The sequence below is a fragment of the Shinella kummerowiae genome, assembly GCF_009827055.1.
GTDB classification, from domain to species: Bacteria; Pseudomonadota; Alphaproteobacteria; order Rhizobiales; family Rhizobiaceae; genus Shinella; species Shinella kummerowiae.
On record NZ_WUMK01000002.1, the window covers coordinates 284,077 to 296,993 of the forward strand.

Here is a 12,917-nt window from a genome sequence, read left to right on the forward strand (position 1 = left end):
CATGGCGAACCCGACCCGCCGCAGCTTCCTCACCCTCATCGGGGCAGGTCTCATCACCTCCTCCGCCGAGGCCGGTGATCGCTTCGTCCTGTCGGGCACTGTCACCAATGTGGCGAGCGGTCCCGTTCCTGTTGGCCGGCTAACGATCCGGCTGGAGGAGCAGGGCATCATGGATGCCCCGGCGCAGCGCATCGCTCAGACCACAGTCATCAGCAGGGGCAATCGGCATTCCATCCGCTTTTCGATGCGGGTGAATCGCTCGGCGCTCCGCAAGGCGGTCGCACCGGGCTTCACCATCCGCCTCGAGCGTGACGGCCGGCTCATTGCGATCAACACGACGAAACAGGCGTATGGCGGCGAAGGCAAAGCCTCGCTGCACATCGAACCCATTCTCTACTGAGGGGGAGAACCCATGAGCGCATACAAGAATTTCACCATCGAGACCGACGCCGACGGCATTGCTCTGGTCACCTGGGACATGCCCGACAAGTCGATGAACGTCTTCACCATCGAGGTGATGGACGAGCTGGACACCATCATCGACCAGGTCGTGGCAGACAGCGCCGTCAAGGGCGTGGTCATCACCTCCGGCAAGTCCTCCTTCTCCGGCGGCGCCGATCTCTCCATGATCAAGGCGAGCTTCGACCTCTTGAAGGACGCACGCGCGACCGATCCCGCGACCGCCGTGCAGAGACTGTTCGAAGCCACCGGCCGCATGACCTGGCTGTTCCGCAAGCTCGAAACCTGCGGCAAGCCCTGGGTGTCGGCCATCAACGGCACCTGCATGGGCGGCGCCTTTGAAATGTCGCTCGCCTGCCACGGCCGCGTTGCCTCGAATGCCAAGTCCGTCAAGATCGCCCTGCCTGAAGTCAAGGTCGGCATCTTCCCGGGCGCTGGCGGCACCCAACGCGTGCCGCGCCTTGCCAATGCGCAGGACGCGCTGCAGATGATGACGACCGGCTCGTCGCTGACGGCCGCCCGCGCCAAGGCGATGAACCTCGTGCACCAGGTGGTCGAGCCCGACCAGCTCATCCCGGCCTCCAAGCAGATGATCAAGGACGGCCTCAAGCCGGTCCAGCCGTGGGACGAAAAGGGCTTCAAGGCTCCCGGCGGCGGCATTTGGACGCCCGCTTCGGCCCAGCTCTGGCCAGCGGCACCGGCAATCCTGCGCCGCGAGACCGCCGGCAACTATCCGGGCGCGCTCGCCATCCTGAAATGCGTCTATGAAGGCCTGCAAGTGCCCTTCGAGACGGGCCTGAAGATCGAGCAGCGCTACTTCACCTATATCCTCCAGACGACCGAAGCCTTCTCGATGATCCGGTCGCTGTTCATCTCCATGCAGGAGCTCGGCAAGGGCGCACGCCGCCCGGCCGGCGTCCCGAAGTCGGAGATCAAGAAGGTCGCCGTCGTCGGCGCCGGCTTCATGGGCGCCTCCATCGCTTACGTCACCGCCGCTGCGGGCATTCCGGTCGTGTTGATCGACCGCGACCAGGAGGCCGCCGACAAGGGCAAGGCACACTCCGAGGGCCTCGTCACCGGCGCTATCGGCAAGGGCCGCATGTCGAAGGAGGATGGCGAAAAGCTGCTCTCCCTCATCACGCCGACACCCGACTATGCCAGCCTCGCCGATGCCGACCTCGTCATCGAGGCCGTCTTCGAGGACCGGAACGTCAAGAAGGAGGTCACGGAAAAGATCGAGGCCGTGCTGCGCGAGGACGCCATCTTCGCCTCCAACACCTCGACCTTGCCGATCACCGGTCTTGCGAAGAATTCCAAGCGCCCGAACCAGTTCATCGGCATCCACTTCTTCTCGCCGGTCGACAAGATGATGCTGGTCGAAGTCATCCTCGGCAAGGAGACGGGCGACAAGGCGCTCGCCACGGCACTCGACTATGTCGCCGCCATCAAGAAGACGCCGATCGTCGTCAACGACACGCGCGGCTTCTACGTCAACCGCTGCGTCTTCCGCTACATGGCTGAGGCCTATGACATGCTGATCGAAGGCGTGCCGGCGGCGATGATCGAGAATGCCGCCAAGATGGCCGGCATGCCGGTCGGCCCGCTGTCGCTCAACGACGAGGTCGCCGTCGATCTGTCCTACAAGATCTTCAAGGCCTCCATCGCCGATCTTGGCCCCCAGTCGGTCGATCCGCGCCACATGGAACTCGTGACGAAGATGGTCGAAGGCGAAGGCCGCCTCGGGCGCAAGGCCGGCAAGGGCTTCTACGACTACCCGCCGAAGCCGGCTAAGAAAAAGCTGTGGCCGGGCCTGAAGGACCTCTACCCGCAGCAGAAAGCGGAGGATGTCGACGTCAAGGTGCTGAAGGAGCGCCTGCTCGTCACCATCGCGCTGGAAGCCGCCCGCACCATGGAAGAGGGTATCGTCACCGACCCGCGCGAGGCCGATGTCGGCTCCATCCTCGGCTTCGGTTTTGCGCCCTATACCGGCGGCACGCTGTCCTATATCGACGGCATGGGCGTGAAGACGTTCGTGGACCTGTGCGAAACGCTTGCCGCGAAATACGGCAGCCATTTCCAGCCGACGCCGCTGCTGAAGGACATGGCCGCCAAGGGCGAGACCTTCTACAGCCGCTTCGCCCCGCAGGAGAAGAAGGCGGCCTGAGCCGCCTTTCCCGGCCATGACGCGGGACCTCTCGGCCCGTCTCCTGGAAATCATCGAAGCGTTGCCCCTTAAACCGGGGCAACGCGTTCTCGAAATCGGCTGCGGCCCGGGCGCCATGGCCCGTGAGATCGCCCGCCGCATCGGCGACGGACACGTCCTGGCGATCGACCGTTCCGAAACCGCGATCCGGCAGGCCGTTGCCGGGTCGGAAGCCGAAATCGCCTCTGGCTGCCTCGCCTATCGCTGCGTCGCCGCCGAAGATTTCGTGCTCGAACCCGGCGAAGTGCCGTTCGATCTTGCCGTTGCCATCCGTGTCGGCGCGCTTGACAGGCGCCATCCCGAGGCCGGTCGACTTGCCCGGGCTCGGATCGCAAAAGCCCTTGTGGCCAGCGGACAGCTCTTCATCGATGGCGGCAAGCCGCTGAAAACCGTTGCGCTCGACGACGCCTAGAAGGTGATCTTCACGGACGGCGTGCTGCGTTTCGCATCGCCGTGATAGACCGCCTCTATATTGTTGCCGTCGGGATCGATGAGGAAGGCGGCGAAATATCCGGGATGGTAGGGCCGCTCGCCCGGTCCGCCATTGTCCTTGCCGCCGGCCTCCAGGCCAGCCACATGGAACGCTTCGACCATGGCCTTGTCCGCGGCCTGAAAGGCCAGGTGGTGCCGCCCGGTCAGCTTTCCGGCCGCCGCTTCGCTGTCGATGCTCGAGATGAACACCTCATCCGCCCAGAAATAATCCGCACCCGTGCCGGCTATCGGAATTTTCAGCGCGTCGAAAACCGCTTCGTAGAAGCGGCGGCTTGCGGCCAGATTGTGCACGACGAGTTGGATATGGTCGATGAGACGACCGCGATGGAGTTCCTGCGTTTCCATGCCTGACGCTCCTTTGACGATGAAAACCCTCTAGCTAGGTCAGCCGCGCCGCGCGTCAACGGCGCCTGTTCCATACGGAACAGCGCGATGGAAGGCGATGTGGGACAGTCTGATCACTGGATGAGAGAGGCTCATCCCCAACCAGAGATCAGGAGAGACCCCATGCGCAAGTTCATCGTTTCCGCCACCGTTGCCCTCGTTGCCGCGGTTTCCTTCGCCGCTCCCTCGCAGGCCGGCTACTACAGCTACGACTACCAGCCCTATTGCTTCATCAAGAAGATCAAGTCCTACGACTACTACGGCAATGTCATCATCAAGCGGATCAAGGTCTGCAAGTAAGCCGCATCGTCACTGACCTCCCAGGACGGCCCGGATGTTCCCCTGCATCCGGGTCGTTTGCTTGCGCGGCAAACAAAACTCACGCCGGGCGGGTGGCGTCTCCCATGCGGACCAGCAGCTCTGCCCGTGTCCCGGCAGCGCGCGCGGCATATTCCAGCTTGGCGCCGAGGCTGCCGGCCATCGCGCCGATGATCTTGGAGCCAAGGCCGGTGCCGCGCACAGGCCCCTCGCCGCGCCAGCCGATGCCATCGTCCTCGACAAAGAGCAGCGCGTTTTGCGCATCGAGCCGGGTGAAGCCGACGCGCACCTCGCCGCCCGTCTCGCCATAGGCGTATTTGAAGGCATTGGTGACGAGCTCGGTGACGATCACGCCGAGCGAGACGGCGCGGTCGGTCGGGATATGCAGCGGCTCCAGCATGCGGTTGAGGCGCACGTTCCGGCTCTGGCTCTTCATCGAGGTGTCGAGTTCGGACAACAGCGTCGAGAGATAAGCGCCCATGTCGACGTTGCGCACATCCTCGGACGTATAGAGCCGACGGTGAATACCGGCGATGGCGGTGATGCGGGCCTGCGTTTCGGCGAGCGCGTCCTTCACCGCCGCGTCGGATGCGCTCGACATCTGCAGCCGGATCAGGGCCGCGACGAGCGCCAGCGAATTGCCGACACGGTGGTTCACCTCGGCGAGCAGCACTTCGGCCCGCTCCTTGGCGGCGCGGATTTCCTGTTCGGCCCTCTGCTTTGCCCGTTTCAGTTCCGCATTCTCCAGCGCCTGGCCGAGCGCGTTGGCGAGCAGCGGCATGAAGTCGTCACCGACGGATTTGATGACATAGTCCGCCGCTCCGGCCTTCAGCGCCTCGACGGCAACCTGGGCATCGCTGGACCCCGTCACATAGACGACCGGAACGGCGCCGGGCGCATCCGCAAGCTCCATGAGGAAGGACAGGCCCGTGCCGGATTTCAGGAAATGGTCCAGCACGACGGCATCGAAACCACCTTCGGCAAAAAGCGCGCGGCCCCGCTCCACGTCCTCCGCATGCGACACCTCGTAACCGAGACGGCCAAGCGCCCGCTCGGCGAGCCGGGCAAGGATCGGGTCGTCGTCGATATAGAGAATGCGGACGGGGCCTTCCTTCATTTACTGCGTCTCGGGAATCTGGATCACGGAAAAGAACAGGCCGAGCTGGCGGATCGCATGCGCGAAGCTCTCGTATTCGACAGGCTTCGTGATGTAGACATTGGCACCGAGATCGTAGCAGCGCTGGATTTCCCGCTCGTCGTCCGTCGTCGTGAGAATGACGACCGGCAGGCGCTTGGTGTGGGTGTTGGTCTTGATCTTCTGCAGGATATCGATGCCCGACATGTCCGGCAGGTTTAGGTCGAGCAGGATGAGCAGGAACCGTCCGGCGCTGGCAAGACCCGAGCGATCCTTGCCGAGCACGAAATCGAGGGCCTCCGTGCCGTTGGTGAAGGGCACGACCTCGTTGTGTACGCCGGCGCGGCGGATATTCTTCTCGATGAGGCGCGCATGGCCCTCATCATCCTCGATCATGACGATGGTGACTTCCTTGCCCAGTCCGTTCATGCCTGCATACTCCTGACAACTTTGCTGAGGTCGGGCGGCAGACGAAGCACGAAGGTCGTCCCCTGCCCGAGTTCGGATTTGACAACAATATCACCACCAAGATTGCGCATCAGTGAACGCACATGCGCCAGGCCAATGCCTTCACCGGGCCGATCCTGCGTGCCGGAGCGACGAAACAGTTCGAACACCCGCTCGTGATCCTCCGGCGCGATGCCGCGGCCATTGTCGGTGAACTCGATATAGAAACCGGCCCGGCCCGCATTGCGCGCCGTGACGGAAATGCGCAGCGGCCGATCCGGCGACTGATATTTGATGGCATTGTCGAAGAGGTTGCCGAACACCTGCTCGAGCGACAGCCGGTCGGAAATGACGGTGGGCAGTTTTTCATCGATGGTGATCTCGCCATCGGATTCGCTGACCTGGTGATTGACCGCTGCGGCCCCCGTCTCGATGAGCGTCTTGATGTCGACGCGCTCGATCTTGAGTTCGCGTCGCCCGTCGCGCGAAATCTTCAGGATGGCATTGATGAGCCCGTCCATCTTCTTGGTGGAGGAGCGGATGAAGCCGATTGCCTCCGGCAGATCCTCGGAGACGGCGCGACGTGCCTCGAGGATATCATCGACGCTTGGCGGCTTTTCGTCGGCCAGCACGTAGCCCTGGATGGCGGCAAGCGAGGCCTGCAGCTCGCTGGTGAACCCCATGATGTTGACGAGGGGCGCGCGCAGATCGTGCGTGACGATATAGGCGAAACGCTGCACTTCCTGGTTGGCGCGGATCAGTTCCTCCGTCCGCTCGTCGACGCGCTTTTCCAGCGTGGCGTTCAGCGTCTCGACCTCGCGGCGCGCGACGACGATGTCGCGGGTATATTGCGCAACGATGACCGCAGCGCCGCCCAGCACGGCGATGATGGCAATCGCCCCGATGACCGTCGTCCATCGGAGCGCACCGGCTGACCACAGCGTGTCGATCACGCCCGCTTCCAGGCGGCGATCCGCGTCGGCCATGATGTCACCGAGCTGGTCACGGAGTTGATCCATCAGCAGGCGGCCACGGTCGGTTTTGACGAGCGTGACGGCATTCGCCGCTTGCCCGCTTTCGACAGCAACAACCGTTTCGGCAAGCTCCGCGAGCTTGTCGGCAACGAGGCGATTTATCTCGGGGATACGCTCGGCATAGGCGGGAAAGCCGGCAGCCTTTTCGCCAAGCAGCCGCTGCCGTTCGGCCACGGCCTTCAATGCCTCATCATAGGGCTCGCGGAAACTCACCTCACCAGTGATGACGAAACCGCGCTGGCCCGTCTCGGCGTCTTTCAGCGTGGACAACAGATCGGCGGCGGAGCTGCGCACTTCACGCACATCGACCAGTTCGGCAAAATAGGTCTGCACCTTGCTGACAAGCCAAAGCGACGTGCCGACAATGCCGAGCAACGCGATCATGCCTGCTACCAACAGGATGATGGTCGACCGCACGAATGCGGCGTTCGATATTGGCATTCCACCCCCCGGTTAAAGCTGCCAGCTCGACGGCGACAATATCGTCATGCGGTGTGTACGCAACCGACGAAAAACGAAAATCAAGGATTCTTTTGGTTGTTTCGCAACTTAGCGCTCATGTGGGCACCCCGAAACGGGCACGAAAACGCTCGGTGGCGATGATGATCAAGCCAGCGGAAACGATCAGCGCAGCACCGACAAAGACATTCGAGCCGGGCACGTCGCTCCAGATGAGATAACCGAGCCCGAAGGCCCAGATGAGCGAGGAATATTCGAACGGCGCCAGCACCGAGACGGGCGCCCGGCGCATGCCCTCGAACAGGGCAAACTGGCCAATACCGGCAAGCACGCCCGTTCCCGCCATCAACACGAGGTCGAGGGACGATATCGGCTGCCAGACGAAGGGCACGACCAGGGCGGTGTAGAGGACGAACAGGCCGCTCGATATGACCATTTGCACCTGCGTGCGCTCCTGCAGCGCCGTCTTGCGCAGAAGCACCGTCGCGATCGCCCAGAAGATGGCGGCCTGCAGGGCGAGATAGACGGGCAGCGACAGTTCCAGCCCCTTGACCGCAACTCCGCAGGCGATGACCACGCCGACGAAACCGGTCGCAACGGCAAGCCAGCGATAGCCCGGCACCTTCTCGCCGAGGATCGGTACGGACAGGATCGTCATGACGACCGGCGAGGCGTAGTACAGCGTCGTCAACTCGGCGAGCCCGAGATCGCGTGCCGCCGTATAGTAGGAAAGCCAGGCTGCCAGCAGCAGGAGATTGCGCAGGAAGAGCGGCTTCAGCACCGGCGAACGATACGCGGCCTTGAGGACCGGTGGCCCACCGAAGGCGAAGCAGAGCGAAAAGATCGTGACGCTGCGCACGAAAAGGATCTGCCAGACCGGCAGGGCCACCACGAGCCATTTGACGGAAGCGTCCTGCACGGAAAACAGGAAATAGGCAAACGACGTCAACAAAATGCCGGAAGAAACAGTCTTGTGCACGGGATGAACCTCGACGGCGCAGCGAAAGCGCGCCTGCGCCTTGATAGCGCGCCGTTCGCCGCCGCGAAAGTGGCTGGAAATCAGGGGGTAGGAAATTTTTCTCCCTCTTTGCGCCTTGCCGCGTAAACCACCACGAAAAGTCCGGTGAGGCGCAAGTTTGCACGTGCAAGCAGGGCGGGACGGGTATATGCGCGGACCATGGATTCCAAACGACTCGGCTACGGCTTCACGCTGCTGGCGATCCTGATCTTCAGCCTGCAGGACGCCATCTCTAAACATCTCGGCAGCGCCTATCCGCCTGTCTTCATCGCGATGCTGCGCTTCTGGGCCTTTGCCATCTTCGTCATGGCATTGGGCGCGCGCAGCCCGGGCGGCCTGAAAGTCGTGGCGGCGACGAAACGGCCGGTCCTGCAAATCCTGCGCGGCATTCTTCTCGCCGTCCAGATTGTCATCACCATCACCGCCTTCACCATCGTTGGCCTTGCCCATTCGCAGGCGCTCCTGGCATCGGGGCCGATCTTCGTCGCGCTGCTTTCGATGCCGCTGCTCGGCGAGCGTGTCGGCTGGCGGCGCTGGACAGCGATCGGCGTCGGCCTATGTGGCGTGCTGGTCATCCTTAACCCCGCCGGCAGCGACTTCGACCTCCCCGTTCTGCTGCCGCTCGTCTCTGCATTGATGTTTGCGCTCTATGTGATCGCAACGCGCCTTGTCAGCCGGGATGACACGGCTTCGACAAGCTTCTTCTACACCGGCGTGGCGGGGGCTGCGGCAATCTCCCTCGTCGGCCCTTTCTTCTGGACCAATCTTGCCCCTGTCGACTGGCTCTGGATGGGGCTGCTCTGCATCACCGGCATGTCGAGCCACTATTTCCTGATCCGGGCCTACGACCTGCTCGACGCCGCCGCCGTCCAGCCACTGACCTATCTGCAGGTCGTGCTGGCGGCGATTATCGGCGTCAGCATCTTCGGCGAAACGCTGAACTTCAATATGGTTCTGGGCTCCGTCATCGTCGTTGCCGCCGGCATCTTCACCATCTGGCGCGAAAGCGTCGTGGCGCGGCGGCGCGCAGCCGAAAATCGGGCGGAAAACGATACAGGAAAATAATCCTTTTTTCTTTACTCGCAAACCGTCCTTGGCTATGCTTCCGATCAATCGGACCGGCACTGGCCGGTCCGCCGCCTTGGCAGGGTTTTACAACATGTTCTCCCATGACCGGATCTGGGCCGCGATCGACGCCCTTGCCGAACGCAACCGACTCTCCCCGTCCGGGCTTGCCCGCCGTGCCGGGCTTGATCCGACGTCTTTCAACAAATCGAAGCGCCAGGGCACGGACGGCCGCCAGCGCTGGCCTTCGACCGAATCGATCGCCAAGGTGCTCGACGCGACGGGCGCCTCCATTGACGAGTTCTTCACGCACACCGATGCGGTGCGCGAGGCCGTTCTGCCGCAGGACAGTTTTCCTCCCCAGATCGGCACCATTCCCCTGCTCGGTTTCGCTCAGGCAGGCGCCGGCGGCTTTTTCGACGACGGCGGCTTTCCCGCTGGTCAGGGCTGGGACGTGGTGGAATTTCCCGCCTCGCCGGACCGCAAGGCGGGCGTCTATGCGCTTGAGGTGCAGGGCGACAGCATGATGCCGCTCTATCGCGACGGCGACGTGCTGATCGTCGAGCCGGGTGCGCAGGTGCGGCGCGGCGACCGCGTCGTCGTGAAGACCCGGGAGGGCGAGGTCATGGCCAAGGTGCTGCACCGCCAGAGCCCGCGCACCATCGAGCTCGTCTCGCTGAATCCGGAGCACCCGAACCGCAACTTCGAGATGGACGATATCGACTGGATCGCCCGCATCATCTGGGCGAGCCAGTAACCGGCTGGAAAAACCCTCACTCAGCCGCCGTAGAGGTTGATCGGGAAATACCGCAGGTAGATTTCCTGCAAGCGGCCGTTGCGCGACAGGGCCAGCAGCGCATGGTCGATCGCCTCGGCCAGCACGGCGTCCTCCTTGCGGACCATGATGGCCAATCCTTCGCCGAGAAACAGTTCGGACAGGTAGGGACCGTCAAAGAGGCGGCAGCAATTGGCGGAATCCGTCCCGTTCGTCCAGAAGGCCAGTTGCAGGCCATCGCCGAAGACGGCCTCCACCTTGCCATCCTTCATGGCGGAAAACAGCGCCGCACGATCGGGAAACGCCTCCGGCTGAATGCGCGGGAAGAACGTGCCCAGCATCGCCTGATGCGCGCTGCCGGCGATGACACCCACCCGTTTTCCATAGAGCGCCGCGGCTGTCTCATCGGCCGGCGCTGTCTTCTTTGCCACCGCGAAGCGGGCGGGCAGGCGCATGAACGGCCGGGAAAAGACGAAACGCTCCCGCAGCGCTGCCGTGACGGCCACGCCCGCGGCGACCGCCTCGCCATTGCCGTCGACCAGCGCCTTCTCCAGTTCCGGAAAAGTCACGGCCTGGACCTGGCATTTGTCCGTCAGGGCGAGTTCGCGGCAGATTTCACGAATGAGATCCACGTGAAAGCCGGCGAGCTTGCCTGTCTGGTCGATGAAATTGAACGGCGGGAAATCCACGGTGGTCAGAAAGCGCAGACGGACGATCCCCGAAAGGTCCGGGCGGGCGATGCGTTCACGCGTGTCAAAGAGGATCGGCAGATCGACCGACGGCCGTTCCTGCGCGGCAGCACCCGGCGGGCCCACCGCTATCAACAGGCAAAGCGCAAGAAGCCAGTGTAATTTAAAGGATGAAATTCCGTTGTACACCATTACAATCAACTTGGGGTTTCAATAGGGCGCTGCCGTTTGCACGGCAGTGGTGGCTGCATGCGATTGGCAGAATATCCCGACGACGTCGCTTTCGCCACTGCAATCGGCATCGCGCCCGTATGCCCGGCGCCACAGGCCGAACTGCATGTTCCCCCGCGTCTGATGTCGGAAGCCCGCCTCTTCCGCAGGCTGGGTCTTTCCAAAACGCTGATCTCGACGATGCTGGTGCAGGCGGGCCGGCATGGAACGACGCTTGAGGCCGAACTCCTCGCCAGCGGCGCGGTGTGCGAGGCAACATATTATGAAGCGCTCGCCGAAATCCTGGACCTGCCGTTCCTGCCGCACCTGGATCCAGAGCAGATCGAAGATCTGCCTGACGCCGACACGCAGTTGATCGAGCCAACGATCGTCCGCGTTCGCCACCCCACCCGCGCGCCCCTCACGGTGATCGTGCCAAGCGCCGAAAGGCTCAGCTATCTGGGCGAAAGCCTGCATTTCTCTCCCGCCCTGCGCTCGATGCTGGCGGCCACCACGCCCACCGCCCTGCGTGCCGCGCTGTGGCAGGCTGGCCACAAGCGGCGCCTTCGCGAGACGGTCGACCAGCTCTATCGCGGCATGCCCGAGGCGAGCGCCCGTATCACATTGTGGGGACAGCAGGGATTTTATACCGGCGCGGCGCTGTCGATCATGCTTGTGCTGACCATCGCCGAGCCGGAGATCGCGCTGCTCCTGCTGCATATCGTGCTCAGCTTCTTCTTCTTCGCGTCGTTTTCAATTCGCCTGGCAGCATTGCGCGCCGGCAAACGCACCGGAAACCGACCCCTTCCCCGCCCGCCGGCGGTTCGGCGCCCCGTCTACTCCGTCTTCGTCGCGCTCTACCGGGAAGCCGCCGTTGTGCCGCAACTCATCGACACGCTGAACCGGCTGGAATGGCCGGCCGCCTGTCTCGACATCAAACTGATCTGCGAGGCCGACGACCAGGAAACGCTCGATGCGCTTGCCGCCATCCGCCTCGGTCGGCAATACGAGGTGGTCGAAGTCCCGCCCGGTCACCCCCGTACAAAGCCGAAAGCGCTGTCTTATGCGCTCGGCGCGGCGCGCGGCGATTATCTGGTGATCTACGATGCCGAGGACCGGATCGACCCTCTGCAGCTCGAAGAAGCCTGGCGCACATTCGAGGCCGGCTCGCCGGATGTCGCCTGCTTGCAGGCGCCGCTCGTTATCACCAATGCACGCGAGAGCTGGCTGAGCGCGCTCTTCGCCCTGGAATATGCCGGGCTGTTCCGTGTGCTTCTGCCGCGTCTTGCCGCCGCCCGCCTGCCGATGCCGCTTGGCGGTACGTCGAACCATTTTCGCACCCGCGTTCTAAAGCAGGTGCGCGGATGGGATCCCTACAATGTGACGGAGGATGCCGATCTGGGCCTTCGGCTCTACCGGCTGGGATATCGCTGCGGCACGATCAGCCGGCCGACCTGTGAAGAGGCGCCCACCACGGTGCAGGCCTGGCTCGGCCAGCGCACACGATGGTTCAAGGGCTGGCTGCAAACCTGGCTGGTGCTGATGCGCCAACCCGCACAGGTCGTACGGGACATGGGGCTGGGGCCCTACCTTGTCTTCCAGGTGCTGATCGGCGGGCTTATTCTGTCATCGCTGGCCCACCCGCTGATTGTCGGCTATCTCGGCCTCATCGCCTGGCAGCTCGCCTCCCAACAGGCCTACCTTGCCGGGCCGCTTCACCTCACCCTCTTTGTGATGGACATCATCAACATTTTCGGGAGCTACGCCGTCTTCATAGCGCTCGGCCGCAGAGGCATGACACCCCAGCAGCGGGCTGCAGTCGGCTGGCGCTGGACGATGACACCCGTCTACTGGCTGCTCGTCTCCCGGGCAGCATGGCGCGCGGTCGGCGAACTGCGCAGCAACCCCTTCTTCTGGAACAAAACGACCCATCGCCCGACGCAACCGGCGCCAGAGAGCCCATCAGCAACCGGAACTGTTTAAGGGAAAATGCAGACAGGGCCACAACAAGAATGGAAGCTGTAAAACTTCCTGTAGAATCGTCCGAAACAGGATCGGCTTAAATGTCGCGCGATATCCAGAAAAATCGGGCTGGAGCGGGTAGCGGGAATCGAACCCGCGCGTTCAGCTTGGGAAGCTGACAGGCTACCATTACATCATACCCGCAGGGCAGCGCGATGGCGCAGTCATTCAACAGTTCGCGGGGCGTGTCAAGCGGAGGAGCGCGGC

Annotated in this window: 13 protein-coding genes and 1 tRNA gene; 7 read left to right on the top strand and 7 right to left on the bottom strand. The window is 63.2% G+C overall.

Annotated features, from left to right (window positions below; translation table 11 throughout):
• Position 1: 1 nt before the first annotated feature.
• From GR138_RS05815 to GR138_RS05825, 3 genes are read left to right on the top strand one after another with little or no spacing between them, the layout of a single operon-like run.
• Positions 2 to 400: a YbaY family lipoprotein gene (locus tag GR138_RS05815; protein ID WP_160857677.1), complete on the top strand. Its 399-nt coding sequence runs from the start codon at positions 2 to 4 to the stop codon at positions 398 to 400.
• A gap of 12 nt (positions 401 to 412) precedes the next feature.
• Entirely contained in the window at positions 413 to 2,623 is a 2,211-nt protein-coding gene (locus GR138_RS05820) for an FAD-dependent oxidoreductase (RefSeq protein WP_160857678.1), read from the top strand.
• Positions 2,624 to 2,639: 16 nt separating this feature from the next.
• Positions 2,640 to 3,074, top strand: coding sequence for an SAM-dependent methyltransferase (locus GR138_RS05825; RefSeq protein WP_160857679.1), 435 nt, complete (start codon positions 2,640 to 2,642; stop codon positions 3,072 to 3,074).
• Here GR138_RS05825 and GR138_RS05830 read toward each other — a convergent pair.
• Complete coding sequence (locus tag GR138_RS05830; RefSeq protein ID WP_160857680.1) at positions 3,071 to 3,499, bottom strand: VOC family protein; 429 nt, start codon at positions 3,497 to 3,499, stop codon at positions 3,071 to 3,073. The two genes, GR138_RS05825 and GR138_RS05830, sit on opposite strands and share 4 nt — an antisense overlap.
• Positions 3,500 to 3,661: 162 nt before the next feature.
• Between GR138_RS05830 and GR138_RS05835 the strand changes: the two genes are divergently transcribed.
• Entirely contained in the window at positions 3,662 to 3,838 is a 177-nt protein-coding gene (locus GR138_RS05835) for a hypothetical protein (RefSeq protein ID WP_160857681.1), read from the top strand.
• Positions 3,839 to 3,917: 79 nt separating this feature from the next.
• Here the strand turns inward: GR138_RS05835 and GR138_RS05840 are convergent, their stop codons facing one another.
• The 4 genes from GR138_RS05840 to GR138_RS05855 all read right to left on the bottom strand — a co-directional run bounded on the left by GR138_RS05840 (position 3,918) and on the right by GR138_RS05855 (position 7,910).
• Positions 3,918 to 4,973: a sensor histidine kinase gene (locus GR138_RS05840; protein WP_160857682.1), complete on the bottom strand. Its 1,056-nt coding sequence runs from the start codon at positions 4,971 to 4,973 to the stop codon at positions 3,918 to 3,920.
• Positions 4,974 to 5,420, bottom strand: a complete 447-nt coding sequence (locus tag GR138_RS05845; RefSeq protein WP_069060116.1) for a response regulator — start codon at positions 5,418 to 5,420, stop codon at positions 4,974 to 4,976.
• On the bottom strand, positions 5,417 to 6,913 hold the full coding sequence (locus tag GR138_RS05850; RefSeq protein ID WP_160857683.1) for a sensor histidine kinase: 1,497 nt from the start codon (positions 6,911 to 6,913) through the stop codon (positions 5,417 to 5,419). Before GR138_RS05850 ends, GR138_RS05845 begins: the two co-directional genes overlap by 4 nt.
• A gap of 115 nt (positions 6,914 to 7,028) precedes the next feature.
• Positions 7,029 to 7,910, bottom strand: coding sequence for a DMT family transporter (locus GR138_RS05855; protein ID WP_338091042.1), 882 nt, complete (start codon positions 7,908 to 7,910; stop codon positions 7,029 to 7,031).
• Between the two features lie 198 nt (positions 7,911 to 8,108).
• Here GR138_RS05855 and GR138_RS05860 point away from each other — a divergent pair, with 198 nt between their 5' ends.
• Together GR138_RS05860 and GR138_RS05865 are read left to right on the top strand one after the other, a co-directional pair.
• Positions 8,109 to 9,014, top strand: a complete 906-nt coding sequence (locus tag GR138_RS05860; RefSeq protein ID WP_160857685.1) for a DMT family transporter — start codon at positions 8,109 to 8,111, stop codon at positions 9,012 to 9,014.
• A 94-nt stretch (positions 9,015 to 9,108) separates the two neighbouring features.
• A complete protein-coding gene (locus GR138_RS05865; RefSeq protein WP_160857686.1) occupies positions 9,109 to 9,771 on the top strand; it encodes a S24 family peptidase in 663 nt (220 codons plus the stop codon).
• A 20-nt stretch (positions 9,772 to 9,791) separates the two neighbouring features.
• Here GR138_RS05865 and GR138_RS05870 read toward each other — a convergent pair whose 3' ends face one another.
• A complete protein-coding gene (locus GR138_RS05870) occupies positions 9,792 to 10,670 on the bottom strand; it encodes a transporter substrate-binding domain-containing protein (protein WP_160857687.1) in 879 nt (292 codons plus the stop codon).
• A 57-nt stretch (positions 10,671 to 10,727) separates the two neighbouring features.
• Here GR138_RS05870 and GR138_RS05875 point away from each other — a divergent pair, with 57 nt between their 5' ends.
• Positions 10,728 to 12,671 (top strand): glycosyltransferase family 2 protein, encoded by a 1,944-nt coding sequence (locus GR138_RS05875; RefSeq protein WP_160857688.1) that lies wholly within the window; start codon positions 10,728 to 10,730, stop codon positions 12,669 to 12,671.
• A 109-nt stretch (positions 12,672 to 12,780) separates the two neighbouring features.
• Here GR138_RS05875 and GR138_RS05880 read toward each other — a convergent pair.
• A tRNA-Gly gene (locus tag GR138_RS05880) sits at positions 12,781 to 12,854 on the bottom strand.
• Positions 12,855 to 12,917: the final 63 nt, after the last annotated feature.